This is a genomic window from Pseudomonas sp. BBP2017, assembly GCF_003024385.1.
Taxonomy (GTDB): domain Bacteria; phylum Pseudomonadota; class Gammaproteobacteria; order Pseudomonadales; family Pseudomonadaceae; genus Aquipseudomonas.
Genome location: NZ_PVZN01000002.1, coordinates 166,161 through 181,440, shown reverse-complemented (window position 1 = coordinate 181,440; position 15,280 = coordinate 166,161). Strand labels below are relative to the sequence as shown.

Here is a 15,280-nt window from a genome sequence, read left to right as displayed (position 1 = left end):
CATTGCCACTCGAGCTATTTCCGAGCCAACGCGGCCCCTCATGACACTTCACTGGCCTGGCACCAGCGCTGATGATTACGTCTAGAAGTGAACACTAATGCGCGGAGTTTCATATACGCCAACGCGTCTACTCCAAATCGAAATCACCTTTCAACAGACTCTGCTCGATAGCGAGTCCGTGGCCTGATCCGATCAAGCACGGATCGAACTCGAGCTGGCCGTGAAAGTAGCTCAGGCGCAGCTGCTTGCTGACTGCGTAGTCGGCGCCGGCGAACGTGAAGTTGCCGGACTCGGCGCCACCATAGCCATCCAGGTACAAGCCAGTGCTGTCGGACGAGTCACGCTGCTTGAAACGGTCCAGATGGCCGGCGGTCAGGGTCACCCCTCGATATCGGTGCTGGTCAGCTGTGTGCCTTGATTGGTTTGCGGCAGGATTCACGCGTCGTTGTAGACCAGCACCGGCGTCCTGGGCAGCAAGGTGACTTGCGTTCGGCCTCTCCTTCAATAAATCGCTTCATGATCGACCCCGCTACGATCTCGACGATCAGAAAATTAGACAATCGCGGGTGTTTTCACACAGTCTGGGCCGATTTATGCCTGCCGCGATTGCCCATGGGTGCCCGCTTGATGGTGCGAGTCAGCTTCTATGCTTGTATATAGCCCCACCCTTGCCGGGGTCCTCCACGTTCGTTAGCGAGATGCCAACCCCTTGTACATGCGCATTGTAGTGCTGGCCCTGATGCTGACGCTGCTCGGCTGCGCTACCGCGTCGGCCCCGCCAAGGGACGAAGGTGGCGATTGGCGGTCCTTCTATGTAGTCAATCATGGCCTGCATACCGGGTTGGCAATTGCGCGCCCGGATCTACTTCAGGTGCTTCCCGCACTGGCCGAAGAGTTCGGCGACGGCGACTTCGTTGAGTTCGGCTGGGGTGACGAGGACTTTTACCGAGCCCCCCAGGCCACCTTGAGCCTCGCCCTGCGAGCCTTGTTCGGGTCGACGGCAACCGTGCTGCATGCGGTCAAGATTGACGGGGACCCCAGGCGGCGTTTTGCCACAAGCGAGGTCATCGAGGTGCGGGTGACGGAGGACGGCTACCGGCGACTGCTCGCGTTCGTGGCCGGGACCTTCACCCACTCAGCGACGGGCACCTTGGCGGTGCTCGGGCCTGGCCTGTATAGAGAGAGCCGGTTCTACCAGGCCGAGGGTCGCTATTCGCTGTTTTATACCTGCAATACCTGGGTCGCAGAGGCGCTGGCCGCGAGCAGCTGCCCAATGTCGCCTACAGCGGTAATTACGGCGGGGAACGTCATGTCGCAGCTGCGCCGGGCGACAGCGGTTGGTGCATCCTGCCTGGTTACCCGCTAACCCGCGCTGACGATTGGGGGTGTATCCAACCTTGTGTCGAATGACACTAACGCGCAACGGAGTCAGCACCTGCGACAGATTCACGCGACGACATACTAAATACCTTACGGCAAGGGTCCGAGAGGGTGTCGCATAACTCAGGAATAAGGCGACAGTTGCGGTCTGGCCTGGGGACAGTCAGTAGCGAAAGACAGATATCGGCCAAAGTGCTCATGGCTGTCTCACTTTTGATCGTCACGAACGCAATTGGGACGATCATGACGCGGTCAGTGAAGGCAGACGAACAAGACTCTTGCTGACATCAAGGCCTGATCGTACAGATGTGCTCGGTTTATATCTGCGATTACTTTTCTAGTGCCAAAGCTCGCGCTGGGTGAGAAAGCAGTCGCCGCAGTGGAATATCGAGTCGATTTTCAATAACGACACATAGCGGGATCATCATTATGAAGAAAACTATACCGCCCCATCCTGAATGGATACCCCCGAAGAACTTTCCAGAAATCATTGCAAACATGCCAGCCAAGGGGATGTGCAAGATATAAAGTGGATAGCTCGCTGATCCGAGATAGTTGAGTATTCGGGCGCCACGTACTGGCTCGCGCGACGCACAGGCCATCACCATGATCGGGAACAGGAGCAGCGCACAGGATAGGTCGAACAGGACGTCGAACCTCGACGTCCAACTTGGAACAAACATCGCGGCCATAGCAACTATCATGGCCAGCCAGGGTGATAGTTGGGCTGGGAGCCGCTGGATGAGTCGATCCTGATGCCGGTACAGTACGGCGCCCAGCAGTACCCCGTAGCTGGCGCGGGCCAGGCCGGACAGAAATTCCAGGCTTCCCCAGTTGGGGCCGTGGTTCAGTCCGGATTGCGCCAAGGATAGGCCGATCAGCGCGACGCCGGACAGTAGCGCCAACTGGCCAATCCTCCTTGATGGGTCAGGGAGGCGGAATACGAGTAACGCGAATACCAGGTTTGCCAAGATCTCGAACATCAAGGACCAAGCAGGGAAATTGGTTGGGTAGAGGTCAGGATTATCCGGAATATGGGCCGGAAGGAACACAAGGTTCAGTCCGAGCGCCTCTAATAGAGGCCAAGTCAGCACATACCTGCCGCTTAACACATTAGCCGCCAGTAAGAGCGCCGCTGTACAGATGCCCAGCGCATACACTGGATAGAGTCGCAGCATTCGGACTTTCACGAACCCCAAGACACTTAGCCCGCCGGTGGCCAGCTTCTCCCCATAGGCGCGTGCAATCACAAAGCCGCTGAGCAAGAAAAATAGGTCGACGGCGAGGTAAGCTCTGGGGATTTTCCAGCCCAGCATCCAGGAAAGGTGATAGGTCGCAACGGCCAGTGCGGCTATCCCTCGCATTCCATCGAAAAAATAATATCGCCTAGACTTTTGCAATGGAACACCCCTGCTTTATCTCTGTTGGCTTAATCTGAGACAGTGGCGTTGTGCAGGCGAATGGCCAAACCCCGCACAGGGAAAAGGATAGGTCACTCTTCGGGGTTCTGGTGTCCTACAGGCACAAAAAGCCCTCGACCGGTTGAATCCACAACCCAAAGCTGCCGTTCGTGGAGGGCAGCTCACGGCCAAAAGCGGGCGATCATCCTGGTATTTTTTATTTTTCGCTCCCTTGGGGATCGGGCGATCAATCGTACAGATGGCATAATCGCAAGCTGTTTATAACAGGGCCGTATAAATGACCGTCGAAAGCTATGACCAGCTAGCGATCTTCTCAGCTGTGGCTCAAGAGCGCAGTTTCACCCGCGCCGCCGCCCGGCTCGGCATGTCTCAACCGGCCTTGAGCCGGGCGATTCGTCAGTTGGAGGAGCGACTGGGGGTCAGATTGCTTGCTCGTACCACACGCAGCGTCTCCCCCACCGAAGCCGGCGAGCATTTGCTGCGGGTGATCGCCCCCACGGTTTGAAGAAATCGACAGTGAACTGGCCTTGCTCAGCGAATTCCGCGACAAACCAGCCGGCAAATTGCGCATCACGGCAGGTGAGCACTCGGCGATCACGCTGTTGCATCCGGTGCTAGCGAAACTGCTGCCCGACAATCCCGATCTCAATATCGAAATCATCGTCGACTATGGGCTGACCGACATTGTGGCGGAGGGGTTTGACGCGGGCGTACGGCTGGGTCAGCAAGTAGCCAAGGACATGATCGCGATGCGCATCGGCCCTGACATGCGCATGGCGGTAGTTGGCTCCCCGGCATATTTCGCCCGATACCCCAGGCCGGTCATCCCCAGTGATCTCATGGTGCACAACTGCATCACCCTGCGCATGCCGACTTACGGAGGCCTGTTCCTCTGGGAGTTTGAAAAGGACGGGCAAGAACTGAAAGTGCGGGTCGAAGGCCAGTTGGTGTTCAACAACATCGCCATGCGCCTGGAGGCGGCTCTCCAGGGACTGGGACTGGCCTATATGCCGGAGGACCTGGTGCAGGCGCATGTGGCGCAAGGTCGATTGATTCGGGTACTCGAAGATTGGTGCGAACCGTTCTCTGGCTACCACCTCTACTATCCGAGCCGGCGCCAGAGTTCACCGGCTTTCACGTTGCTGCGCGAAGCCTTGCGCTACTTGGGATGATTGGCCTGGACGGTGGCCAATGCTTCGTCGGCGCGCTTGGCCGCAGTAGCATCGCCTTGGTCGGCCAGCAGTTGGGTCAGTTGACGCAACTGTGAAGCGGTCAAACCGACCCGCAGACTGGCAGCCATGTGCGAGCGCAGTTGCGGCTCGACACCAGGAGTGACAGCTAAAGCAGCGACAGTGGCCAACTCACGACTTTGCCAGTCCAGGTTGTCGCGCTCGAAGATGTCGCCGAACAGATGCGCCTGCAAGTACTGGTTGATGACCGGAACGAAGTCGAACAACGGGCCCTGGACAGGCGCACCGGCGATTCGCGTCTGATTGGCTTTGCCCGCAGCCAGGAGTTCATCACCAACGGGAATGACCCGACCGGGCTCGCGCCCCGGATCGTCCTGAAGGCCGCGTTGCTTGCGTGCCTCGACCACATTCATCAACTCGCCGAGTGCATTGAGACTGCGTGGAAAACCGCTGTAGGCATAGAGTTGCACCAGAATTTCCTTTGCCTCGCTGATCGTCAGGCCTGCATCCAGCCCTTGATTCAACGCGGCATTGAGCCCGGACATGTTGCTCGTGGCCATGGCGGCGGCCATCAACGGGATGGCCTGTTGCTTGGCAGACAGCGTCTCGGACACCAGTTGCGTCGCAGGCTCGGCTTTCGGTACTTGCGAACCTTGGGCGTTGTCGTTGTATTGCTCGTCGCTCACTTTCTCCAGCCATTGCACACTCTTGCCATCCACCAAGCCAGTCACGGCCAGATGCGTCATGGCGCTCGTCGCAGTGGCGCCATGCCAGTGCTTGACGCCTGGAGGACAGACGATCACGTCGCCCGGACGGATTTCCTGCATCGGCTTGCCCCATTCCTGGACCAGTCCCACGCCGGAAGTTACCACCAATCGCTGTCCTGCGGGGTGGGTATGCCAGGCTGAGCGTGCGCCCGGTTCGAAGCTTACATAAGCGCCGGAAGCATTGATCTCGTCCGTGGCGGGAAACAAGGGGTTGACGCGTACCCGCCCGCTGAAATGATCCGTAGGTCCCGCAACCGAAGCCTGATTGCCCGCCCGGCTGATCTGCTGCGCGATCCGGGACTCACTGGCATTGTCTGCACCGGCGTCGGCAAAAGGGGCCGCCGCGCACACCGCGATGCCTATCAAGGTGTTCTTCATAAGGACGTATCCCTTCAAGTCAGAGCGTTCTGGCGTAAAACGCGGTCAACTGGCCCATTGCGACGTCCACATATGCAGGCACCCAGTAGGTGTCGATATGGGTCGCGCCATCGATGGTGAACAATTTTTTGTCCTGGGTACCGGTGGCCTTGGCAAAGGCTTGTTGCGACATGTACAGGCTGTCGGCCTTGCTGCCCGCGATCATCAGCAACGGCTTGTCGATCAGCTCAATCTGATCCGTGGCATCGAAGCTCATCAGGTCCATCAGGCTGCTCTGGGTGTAACGGAAAGTCGAGTTGGGATGCGCGTGGGTCTTGCCGTAGTACTCGAAGCCCTGTCGATACAGTTCAAACGGCAGCTTGGCGATCTGCTCATCAGTCAACTTGGCATCACCGACGTAGAGCACTTCCCCACCCGCCGCTTCCTGGGCACGGGCCGCCGACGCCTGCTGCAAGCGTTCCTGAATCGTCGACAGCTGCGAATCCTGATAGCCATTACGGCGAACCAGCCCAGAGTTGAACATACTCAAGGTCGCAACCGACTGGAAGCGCTTGTCGGTTTGCGCCGCCGCCAATGAATAACCGCCACCTCCGCAGATACCGAGCAAGCCCAGACGCTTGCTGTCGACGCCGGGATAGCTGGTAATGAAATCCGCCATGCCATGGATGTCTTCAATGCGATGCACCGGTTTGTCCACATGGCGCGGCTCACCACCACTGGCCCCTTGATACGCCGCATCCGCCGTGATTGTGATGTAGCCCTGATCCGCGAGCCGCTGGGCATACAGGCCCGCGACCTGCTCCTTCACCCCACCATTGGGGTGCGCCACGACGACGACCGGGTATTTTTTCGCCGCATCATAGTTCGCCGGGGTGTAAACGTTGGCGGCAATGTCCAGGCCATTCAGCTTGTAGGTTACCGGATGGATGTTGACCTTACCCGGTTCGTTCCTGGTCAGGGCTCCACCGTAAGTCAACGTGAATGGATTCTGCTTGTAGTCCGCAGCCTCGGCTTCGACGCCCGACATCCCGATCATGGTAGCCATCAACGTGGCCTTTAACGTGGTTCGTATCATAGAAATATTCCTGGCATTTCAAGTGTGTGAGAGGGGTGGCCGATATCGTCACGCTCTTGATCAATCAAGATTTTTTTCAGCGAGAAACTGCGAAACCAGATCAGCGATCTCGACGTTGTTCATGTCCGAAAAAGGAAAGTGGCTATTGCCCTTGATACCGATCTCCGGCAGGTGAACGAGCCTGACGTCACCGCCATGGCGATTCACCGTATCGCGCCATAGGCGCGCCATCTCGAGCCGCGCGCGCCAACTGTCCTGGGCCGGTAACGGAACCGGTTGGTCAGGGATGTTGTCGCCGTAGAAAATAACGATGGGGATTTGGGTCAGTGCTTTGAACTGTTCCGCCGATACGGCCTGCCCCGAAAGTGTGTCGAACGCACTGGCAATCGGCGCGGGCACCTCCCCCTCTGGAAACACGAAGCTGCTGCCCGGTTCGAATGCCACGATGGCCCGCACATTTGCGCTTTTGATCGCCGTCAGCCAACCGGGGCCGCCACCCTGAGAATGTGTGAACAAGATAGCCGGCCCGGTTTCTTCCAACAGCGCGAAAACGCCATTGGATACGACGTCAATGTCGTAAGGCCCGGTATTGGGCGTCATTGACCGGAAGAACTGCTCCAGTGCTGCCTGCCCACGAGGAAACTGGCTGCCCTTGAAGCTTTCCGGCCACAGGCCGATGCGGAATTGGTTGAACCACAGCTGCTCGTCCGGCACTGGTTTGATCGTCGTTTCAACCAGGCTGCGTCCCGCATCGCCACGGCGCGGCTGGTCGATCAGATACGTAGAGAATCCTCGCCGCAGGAAAATGTTCTGGAACCCTTCACGGCCGTCGGCCGTTGTCTCCCAGGACTTCGCAGACTGCCCCGCACCATGCAGCATGAGAATCGGCAGCGCACGAGCGTCGACGGGAACCTGATAGAACGCATACGCATGGTCGCCGTGATAGGTCTGGCCGTCAGGCATCAACGGTTTGTAGGGGTCGAAGGTTCCCGGCTGGGAGATCAATCCACCGCCGGCAATGAGGCTGCCCTGATCCTTGATGATCAGCGGGGCGTGATCGTCAGCGCCGACAAACGCACTGGCACCTAGCGCGAAACAAAGGCTGCCGACCTTTGCAGCGGCGGGCATGTTCTGGCGGATGAAGCTGTGAATCATGGCTTGCTCTCGATTTGATTTCACCGAGAAGAAAATTACCTTTCAACGATTAATCGATAAACCGCGCCAATCACATAGCACTAATACCAGATTCACATAAGTTCGATGAGTAAATCGAAAAGATCGCCACTTGCAGAAGGGGCAGCGTAGGGCCAGAAGCAGACATTTCGGGCTATATATTCTGAGGTAGATCGTGCTTTAGATTGTCGGCGGCAATACATCTTCGATCAAAAGCGAAATCGCGGTAGCAGGCGTCGCTAGTACGCCCCGAGGTGTAGCGGATTTCTCTCAGTTGCACTTTCGCCTATCTGACGCGCCTTAAGATCATCTTAACCACGTGAGGCGGGCCGTTCAGTTTGGTTTCAGGCTGGCCGGTTAAGGTCGAACCATCCCTTCTGGAGAGGTTCGCCATGCACAAGACCGCCATCACCCTAGCACTGGCCGGCGCCACCGCGCTGCCGGTCGCCGCCCAGGCTCGTGAAATCACCCTGCAGACCGCTCTCAAGGAGTACCGGGGCAACGAAGCCTATCTGGCCATCTACGTCACTGATGCCCAGGGCCATTATCAGCGCACCCTCTGGGTGGCCGGCAAGAAGGCCAAGTACTACAAGCATCTGCCTGACTGGGTGCGTTCAGGCAACCAGCGCTCTGAATACGACGGTCTCACCGGCGCCAGCGTCGGCAGCGGCGAAACTCTGGAAGTAGTCGTCGAGCTCGAAGATGCCCTGATCGACGCCGGATACGAGATCCGCATCGACAGCGCCGTCGAGGACAAGCGCGACAACCGCGCCGAGATCAGGCTGCCGCTGACCAGTCAGGCCAGCTCGGTGGAAGGCAGTGCGCAGGGCTATGTCGACCGCTTCGGCTATCGGTTCTGAGGAGGCTGGTCATGTCGCAGCGCATCCATCTGCTCGCCAGCCTCGCACTGGGGCTTCTCCTTCTGATCTCGGCCGTGACCGGCCTTGGTCTTGCCAGCAGCCAGCTGCTCGAACAACTGCAGGCATCGACGTCCGCTGACAGCGTGGCGCAGGTTGCCGAGCGCATCGCTGCAAGCGTGCCGGGTATCGAGCGCATCGAACGCGCGCCCAGTGGCGAGCTGCACGTGGCCTACAGCACGGCCGAGGACAGCGGCGTGCTGCGGGTCGATCCGGCCAGCGGCGCGGTGATCGGGCCCTATGAGCCTTCCGCCCTGATGGGCTGGATCCGCGATCTGCACCGCGAGCTGCTGCTTGGCGCGGCCGGACGCTGGGTGAGCGCCCTGCTCGTGCTCGGCCTGCTGCTGCTCAGCCTGAGCGGGGCCTGGCTGCTGGCCCGCCGCCTGGGAGGCTGGCGCCGTCTGCTGCTGCCGATCGCACCGGGCAAGGGCCTGGCCCACTGGCACACGGTGGTGGCGCGTTGGGCGCTACCGGTCCTGGCGCTTCTGGCGCTGAGCGGGCTGTACCTGTCGGCCAGCAGCCTGGAGCTGATCGGCGGCGATGAAGAGACCGGCCCGGACTACCCCGAGGCCGCCTATTCGGCACCGGCTGCCGCCCTGGGCAGCCTGGCGGCGCTGCGCCATCTGGCGTTGGAAGACCTGCGCGAGCTGGAGTTTCCCAGCGACAGCCAGGAGGCCAGCTACTACAGCCTGCGCACGGCGACCGGTGAGGGCTTCGTCAATGCCGCCAGCGGCCAGTGGATCAGCTATCAGCGTTACGGCCTGACCCAGCGCCTGTATGAAACCGCCTACACGCTGCACACCGGCGCCAGTTCGCCGCTCTGGTCGCTGATGCTCGCGGCCAGCAGTGTGGCGCTGCTGTTTCTCACCGGCTCGGGCCTGCTGGCCTGGTGGCGGCGCAAGCGGCTGATCGGCGATCTGCACGGCATTACCCCTGCCGATCAGGCGCAGGTCATCCTGCTGGTCGGCAGTCAGGGCGGGAGCACCTGGCACTACGCCCGCCAGTTGCATGCGCAGCTGCAGGCTGTCGGCCTACCGGTGCACGTCGCCAGCATGAACCAGTTGCAGGCGCACTACCCGCAGGCCAGTCACCTGCTGCTGCTGGCCTCGACCTATGGCGACGGCCAGGCGCCCGAGTCGGCCAGCGAGTTTCTCGAGCGGCTCAAGCGCAGCCGGCCGTCGAAGGATCTGGAAACCGCCGTGGTGGGCTTTGGCGACTCGCATTTCCAACATTTCTGCGGCTTTGCCCAGCAGGTGGCGCAGCAGCTCGAACGGCAGGGTTTTGCGTCTTCGCTGGCGCTGCAGTGCATCGATCGTGCTGAGCCGGCGGCGCTCCAGAAACTGGCGCAGAACCTGGGCGAGTGGCTGGGCTGCGCGCTGCAGCTCGTTCCGGCGCAGCCGCGCGTGGCCCTGCAGCGCCTGCAGTTGCTCAGCCGGGAACTCTATGGCGAGCAGAACGAGGCGCCGGCGGCCATCCTGCGCTTTGCGCTGCAGTCCGAGCCGCGCCCGCGTGGCCTGGCGCGCCTCTGGCAGCGTCGTGCCCGCTTCATGCCGGGCGACCTGCTGGCGATCAGCCCGGGTGAAGGCCAGGCGCCGCGTTTCTACTCGATCGCCAGCAGCGACGAGGACGAGGCCGTGGAAATCTGCGTGCGCAGGCAACCGGGCGGGCTCTGTTCCAGCCGCCTGCACAAGCTGCGGCCGGGCGACTGGCTTGAGGGTTTCATCCAGCCGCACCCGGACTTTCGCCCCGCGGCGGGTCGGCACCCGGTGATCCTGGTCGGCGCCGGCACCGGGCTTGCCCCGCTGATCGGCTTCGTGCGCAAGAACGCCAACCAGCGCTTGATTCACCTGTACTGGGGCGGCCGCCATCCGCAGTCGGACTTCCTCTACGAACGTGAGCTGGAAGCATACCTGGCCGATGGCCGCCTGACCGAGCTCGGCCTGGCCTTTTCCCAGGGGCCGCAGCCGCGCTATGTGCAGGATCGCCTGCGCGAGGACGCACAGCGTCTGGCCACGCTGTTTCAGCAGGGCGCACAGGTGCTGGTCTGCGGTTCGCGGGAGATGGCGGCCGGCGTTCGCGAGGTAATCGAGCCGTTGCTGCAGGGGCTGGGCAGCAGTGTCGAACAGTTCCGCCTGCAAGGGAGGTATCGTGAGGATGTCTACTGAACAGCTGCGCTACAACCTGAGTGGAGCCACCATGGGCACGCGCTTCAGCGCCGTGCTGCAGGCTCCGGCCGGGCTCGATACCGCCGCCATCGGTGCCGCGCTGCAGGCGGCGGTCGATAGCGTCGACCGACAGATGTCGACCTGGAATCCGGACTCCGACCTGATGCGCCTGAACGCTGCGCCCTGCGGGCAGTTGCTGGCAGTGCCCGACGAGCTGCTCTGGGTTCTCGTCAGCGCACTGCAGGTGAGCGTCGCTTCCGGGGGCGCCTTCGAGATCGCGGTCGGCGAACTGGTCAAGGCCTACGGCTTCGGCCCGCAGCCGTCCAGTGGCCGCACTCCAGGCCGACCCGTGCGCGCCAGCGAGGCGCTGGAAATCGACCCTGCGCTCAAGCGGGTGCGCAAGCATGCCCCGCTGACCCTGGACCTGAACGGCATCGCCAAGGGCTTTGCGGTGGACGAAATGGCGCGCTGCCTGGAGGCCCACGGCATCGACGCGTACCTGGTGGGTATCGACGGCGAGATGCGCGCCCGTGGCGTGAAGGCCGACGGCAGTGACTGGAAGGTGGCGCTGGAGCGGCCAGTCAGGGGGCGGCGCGAGGTGCTGGGCGCGCTCGACCTGTCCGACATCGCCATCGCCACCTCCGGCGATTACCGGCACTGGCGCGAGCGGGACGCAAAGACCTACTCGCACACTATGGACCCGGCAGCCGGCGAGCCCCTGCAGAGCAACCTGGCCTCGGTCTCGGTGCTGTGCACCAGCTGCATGTACGCCGATGCCTGGGCCACGGCGCTGATGGTGCTGGGGCTGGAACGCGGCCGGGCGCTGGCCGAACGCCAGGGCCTGGGCGCCATCTTCGTGCTGCGCGAGGGCGATGAGTTGCGCGAAGTGGCCGTCGGGCTCTGAATCGTCCTTTGGCCATCGGCGCCAAGCCAGCGCAAGCGCACTCAGCCGAAGGCTTCCATAACCACTTGAACCAGTTGGCCGCCCTCAGGCGTGGCCCAGCTGCCTGCCAGCTCGGCAATTACCTGGTTGGTGCTGGTAAGCGTGGCACCGGCCTTGTCCATACGGCGAAGTGCAATGTCATCTGCCCTGGCCGTCGGTGAGGCACCGGCATCCGCAACCACTTGCACCTCATGGCCCTGGCTCAACAACGTTAGCACTGGGTACACGGTGCAGACGTCATTAGTCACCCCAGCGACGATAAATTTCTTGCGACCGCTCGCTTTTACCGCAGCGGCGAAGTTTTCGTCGTCCATTGCGTTAACGATGCCCAAGCGTTTTACGCGGCCCGCAAACTCTGCAGGGAGGATCTGTTCCAGTTCGCTCAGCAGCGGGCCTTGGGCATGTTCTTCCATGCTCGATGTCAGCACGACGGGCAACTTCAAGATGCGCGCTGCCTTCGCGAGCATCAGAACGTTGCGCTTGAGCTCTTCGAAAGGCATCGACTTAGCCCACCCCATGGTCCCGACCTGGTGGTCGATCAAAAGGAGGGCAGCATTCTCAGCACTGAATTTTTCGTAGGTCATGGTGATTCTCCTGGCGATTGCGTGGAGTAAACACCCCGGTGGTGAGTCAACGAGCTTGCAGCGTTCCAAATGCGCCGCGCTGGATACCATTTACTGCCTTGGCCAGCGCACCTTGTGAAGCAAGGGCCAGCGGTCCTTGCCAGTACACGGGCTGATTCAATGGTGTGCCGGAAAACACCACGGCTTTGGCCGTTGCTTTTTTCGCGTGCAATGTGACCAACCGATCAGGGCCTTGGGGTAGGTTCACCGGCACCTGCGGGTCAGCCAGATCAAAGGCGTGGCCGTCAACGTGAACCTCGCCATCAATCAGCATCACGAACGCGACATGCCCTTGCGGAACAGGAATCTGCACCTCACTTCCCTGCTCAAGCGTGATATCCAGCATGCGCACGTCCGTGGGTGGCGATAAAGGCGACACCACGTCCGCAAAACCACCGAGGGGCACCCGGATTTTTGCACCGGGCCAGCGAACGACCGGCACGTCCTGCGGTTCCAGGGTGAGGGTGAAAGGCGCATTCGCCTGGTGGTCCTCTGGCAGGTTGATGAAGATCTGCAGCATATGAACGGTTTTGCCCGGTTCGGCCGGAATCTCTTCATGCACCACACCTTCACCCGCCGCCGTCCAGTGCAGGCCACCGGGTTGAATCAGGTTGCGGTTCCCCAGGGAGTCGCGGTTGTCGATACCGGTTTGTGAGTCCAGGAACAGGTAGGACACCACCGAAAAGCCGGCATGCGGGTGAGGTGGGAATGTCGGCCCGTTGATCCACGCATGGTCTACGCCCAGGAATGGGTCGATGGGTTTCGCGTACCGGTCCCCTCGGAGGTTGAAGGCTCTGAACTGGCTACCGTGGCTCATCCGCTGCAGACGTGCGACGGCTGGCATGGCGTGCTCCTCAAGCCCCTTGGGACATGGCTGGATAGTCGATGTAGCCTTCAGCGCCGGGGGCGTAGAAGGTGTCCTTGTTCAGGATGTTCAGCTCAGCGCCTGCACGAAATCGCTCGGGCAGGTCCGGATTGGCGAGAAATGCGCCGCCAAACACCGCAGCATCCGCATGGCCATTGGTAATCAGTGACTCGGCGCTGTCCTTGCTCAGGCCGCCGCCGATCAGATAGCTGCCATCGAACAACGGGCGCAATGCGGCGTGGTAGTCGAACGAAGCGCCGAACAGCGCCACATGCAGATACGCCAGGTCAAGACCGCGCAGTTGCTTGACCAGATGGGTATAGGTCTCTTGTGGGTTGGCATCGACGATGTCGTTGAAGTTCATCTCCGGCGAGATCTTGATGCCTACCCGGTCTGCCCCCACCTCCTCCACCATGGTGGTGAGCACTTCCAGTACGAAACGAACGCGTTTATCAACCGTGCCACCATACTCATCGTCGCGCATATTGCTGCCGGTGGAGAGGAATTGTTCGGGCAGGTAGCCCGAGGCGGCATGCAGTTCGACGCCATCGAAACCCGCCTCGATCGCCCGGCGCGCAGCCTGTCGATAGGCTTCGACCACGGCAGCGATCTCGACGATGGTCAGCGCATGCGGGGTGATGAAATCCTGCAACCCGGTGGCGGTGTAAGCCTGGCCCGCAGCCTTGATGGCGGAGGGTGCCTGCGGCAGAGCGCCTTCAGCGAGCAGTGACGGATGGGAGACGCGACCACAGTGCATCAGTTGCATGAAGATCCGGCCACCGCGTGCATGCACGGCTTCTGTCACCTTCTTCCAGGCGGCAACCTGCTCCTCGGTTTCGGCGCCCGGCGTACGGACATAGCCCTTGCCGATCGCAACCGGGAATACTCCTTCAGAAATGATCAGTCCGGCGCCGGCACGCTGTGCGTAGTAGGTAGCGACCATGTCACTCGGCACACCCGCATCGTCAGCGCGTGAGTGGGTCATAGGGGCCATGACCATGCGGTTGGAAAGTGTGTAGCGGCCTACCTGGACTTCGGAAAACAGGGTGTTCATTTGTGGTTCCTCAGTGGTGATGGGATGATCATGGATCAATCCGCACTCGGGATAAATCCGGTAAAATTGAATTTACTGATCCATTGGTGGAGCAATACTTTGGAATACCTCAACGACATGGCGCTGTTCGTCGAAGTGGTAAAGATGCGTGGTTTTCGTGGGGCAGCGGAGTCGCTGGGCATGCCGAACTCGACGTTGTCGCGGCGCATCAGCGGCCTGGAAAAGCAGATCGGCCTGCGCCTGTTGCACCGCACGACACGCAGGATCGAGCTGACCGAAGCGGGCCAACTCTATTTTGAACGCTGCAAGCGCATCGTCGAGGAAGCGAGGCTGGCCCATGAGCAACTGGGCGAGATGCTCGCGCGACCGAGCGGCCTCTTGCGGGCGTCACTACCAGTGGATTTCGCAAATATCTATCTGGCGCCGCTGATAGCCGAATTTGCCCGGTTGTATCCGGGAATCAGCTTCGATTTTGACCTTACACCCCGTCAGGTCGATCTGGTGAGCGAACCCGTGGATGTGGTGATCCGGATGGGCGAGCCGGCGAACTCAAACCTGATTGCCCGTAAGCTCGCCAGCTTGCAGCGCTGTCTATACGCCTCACCCGGATACGTCGAGCGTTCTGGTGAGCCGGAGCATCCCTGCGAACTCATTCACCACGAATGCCTGCGCATGCGTGGGACAGGAGCTGATCGCTGGACGCTATCTAGCGACGCCGGGAATGAGCAGGTGCAAGTGGGTGGGCGATTCGAGCTCAACAGTGTCGGAATGCTGCGACGGCTGGCATCGCTGGACCTGGGCATTGCGCTGCTGCCGACTGGCATCGCCGCCCAGGACGTGGCCAATGGCACGCTGCGCAAGGTCTTGCCAGCGTGGCAAGCGGCTCCGGTCGCAGTGTATGCGCTCACTGAGACTCGTCTGCTTCCAGCGAAGACTCAGCGGTTCATCGAGTTCCTACGCGAACGCCTTAGTGATGATTGAGCTTGATACCCCGAGCACCGATATACATCGGTACATGAGTGTCTGTTATGGGTTGTGGATTCAACCGGTGGATACAACACATTGGCTGAACCTGTCCGCCGGAGTTTCGTAGTTTAGTGTCTCTCGAGGACGCTCATTCAGCGACTCGGGCGTGGCGGCCCAATCCACTACTGCCGTTCTCGGCCAGAAGTGAATGTCAAAAGAAGTCGTTGGCTATTTTTGCGTTGGCTCACCCGAACTTTTTCCTGTTTATCGGTCTATCTGCATAAGCCCATCAGCCCGGTAAGCACGACACGAAGTCTTCCCGCAGCCAGATGGCCACACGTCCAATTGTCAATCAGAGGTTGT

Annotated in this window: 12 protein-coding genes and 2 pseudogenes; 6 read left to right on the top strand and 8 right to left on the bottom strand. The window is 60.7% G+C overall.

Annotated elements, in window-relative coordinates:
• Positions 1 to 208 precede the first annotated feature (208 nt).
• Positions 209 to 501: pseudogene (locus C6382_RS03705) on the bottom strand (OprD family outer membrane porin); the annotation flags it as partial.
• 214 nt (positions 502 to 715) lie between these two features.
• Here C6382_RS03705 and C6382_RS03700 point away from each other — a divergent pair.
• Positions 716 to 1,366 carry a DUF2459 domain-containing protein gene (locus tag C6382_RS03700; RefSeq protein WP_107023187.1) on the top strand — a complete coding sequence of 217 codons (651 nt, stop codon included), beginning with the start codon at positions 716 to 718 and terminating at the stop codon, positions 1,364 to 1,366.
• A gap of 343 nt (positions 1,367 to 1,709) precedes the next feature.
• On the opposite strand, the gene C6382_RS03695 is transcribed toward C6382_RS03700, so the two are convergent.
• Entirely contained in the window at positions 1,710 to 2,780 is a 1,071-nt protein-coding gene (locus C6382_RS03695) for an acyltransferase (protein WP_146146886.1), read from the bottom strand.
• 298 nt (positions 2,781 to 3,078) lie between these two features.
• Here C6382_RS03695 and C6382_RS03690 point away from each other — a divergent pair.
• A pseudogene (locus C6382_RS03690) lies at positions 3,079 to 3,973 on the top strand (LysR family transcriptional regulator).
• On the opposite strand, the gene C6382_RS03685 reads toward C6382_RS03690, so the two are convergent.
• The 3 genes from C6382_RS03685 to C6382_RS03675 are packed head-to-tail and all read right to left on the bottom strand — an operon-like array spanning position 3,961 to position 7,366.
• Complete coding sequence (locus tag C6382_RS03685) at positions 3,961 to 5,136, bottom strand: carboxymuconolactone decarboxylase family protein (protein WP_107023185.1); 1,176 nt, start codon at positions 5,134 to 5,136, stop codon at positions 3,961 to 3,963. The pseudogene C6382_RS03690 and the gene C6382_RS03685 overlap by 13 nt on opposite strands.
• A 19-nt stretch (positions 5,137 to 5,155) precedes the next feature.
• Positions 5,156 to 6,211 (bottom strand): alpha/beta hydrolase, encoded by a 1,056-nt coding sequence (locus C6382_RS03680; RefSeq protein ID WP_107023184.1) that lies wholly within the window; start codon positions 6,209 to 6,211, stop codon positions 5,156 to 5,158.
• A 60-nt stretch (positions 6,212 to 6,271) separates the two neighbouring features.
• Positions 6,272 to 7,366, bottom strand: a complete 1,095-nt coding sequence (locus C6382_RS03675; protein WP_107023183.1) for an alpha/beta fold hydrolase — start codon at positions 7,364 to 7,366, stop codon at positions 6,272 to 6,274.
• Positions 7,367 to 7,776: 410 nt separating this feature from the next.
• Between C6382_RS03675 and C6382_RS03670 the strand changes: the two genes are divergently transcribed.
• The 3 genes from C6382_RS03670 to C6382_RS03660 are packed head-to-tail and all read left to right on the top strand — an operon-like array spanning position 7,777 to position 11,370.
• Positions 7,777 to 8,244, top strand: coding sequence for a DUF2271 domain-containing protein (locus C6382_RS03670; RefSeq protein ID WP_107023182.1), 468 nt, complete (start codon positions 7,777 to 7,779; stop codon positions 8,242 to 8,244).
• Positions 8,245 to 8,255: 11 nt separating this feature from the next.
• Positions 8,256 to 10,466, top strand: coding sequence for a PepSY domain-containing protein (locus C6382_RS03665; RefSeq protein WP_107023181.1), 2,211 nt, complete (start codon positions 8,256 to 8,258; stop codon positions 10,464 to 10,466).
• Positions 10,456 to 11,370 (top strand): FAD:protein FMN transferase, encoded by a 915-nt coding sequence (locus C6382_RS03660; protein ID WP_107023180.1) that lies wholly within the window; start codon positions 10,456 to 10,458, stop codon positions 11,368 to 11,370. The genes C6382_RS03665 and C6382_RS03660 overlap by 11 nt, the downstream gene beginning before the upstream one ends.
• A 41-nt stretch (positions 11,371 to 11,411) precedes the next feature.
• On the opposite strand, the gene C6382_RS03655 is transcribed toward C6382_RS03660, so the two are convergent.
• The 3 genes from C6382_RS03655 to C6382_RS03645 are packed head-to-tail and all read right to left on the bottom strand — an operon-like array spanning position 11,412 to position 13,951.
• Positions 11,412 to 11,993 (bottom strand): isochorismatase family protein, encoded by a 582-nt coding sequence (locus tag C6382_RS03655; protein ID WP_107023179.1) that lies wholly within the window; start codon positions 11,991 to 11,993, stop codon positions 11,412 to 11,414.
• A 46-nt stretch (positions 11,994 to 12,039) separates the two neighbouring features.
• Positions 12,040 to 12,876 (bottom strand): pirin family protein, encoded by an 837-nt coding sequence (locus tag C6382_RS03650; RefSeq protein WP_107023178.1) that lies wholly within the window; start codon positions 12,874 to 12,876, stop codon positions 12,040 to 12,042.
• 10 nt (positions 12,877 to 12,886) lie between these two features.
• Positions 12,887 to 13,951 carry an alkene reductase gene (locus C6382_RS03645; protein ID WP_107023177.1) on the bottom strand — a complete coding sequence of 355 codons (1,065 nt, stop codon included), beginning with the start codon at positions 13,949 to 13,951 and terminating at the stop codon, positions 12,887 to 12,889.
• A 99-nt stretch (positions 13,952 to 14,050) separates the two neighbouring features.
• Here C6382_RS03645 and C6382_RS03640 point away from each other — a divergent pair, with 99 nt between their 5' ends.
• On the top strand, positions 14,051 to 14,932 hold the full coding sequence (locus tag C6382_RS03640) for a LysR family transcriptional regulator (protein ID WP_107023176.1): 882 nt from the start codon (positions 14,051 to 14,053) through the stop codon (positions 14,930 to 14,932).
• Positions 14,933 to 15,280 lie beyond the last annotated feature (348 nt).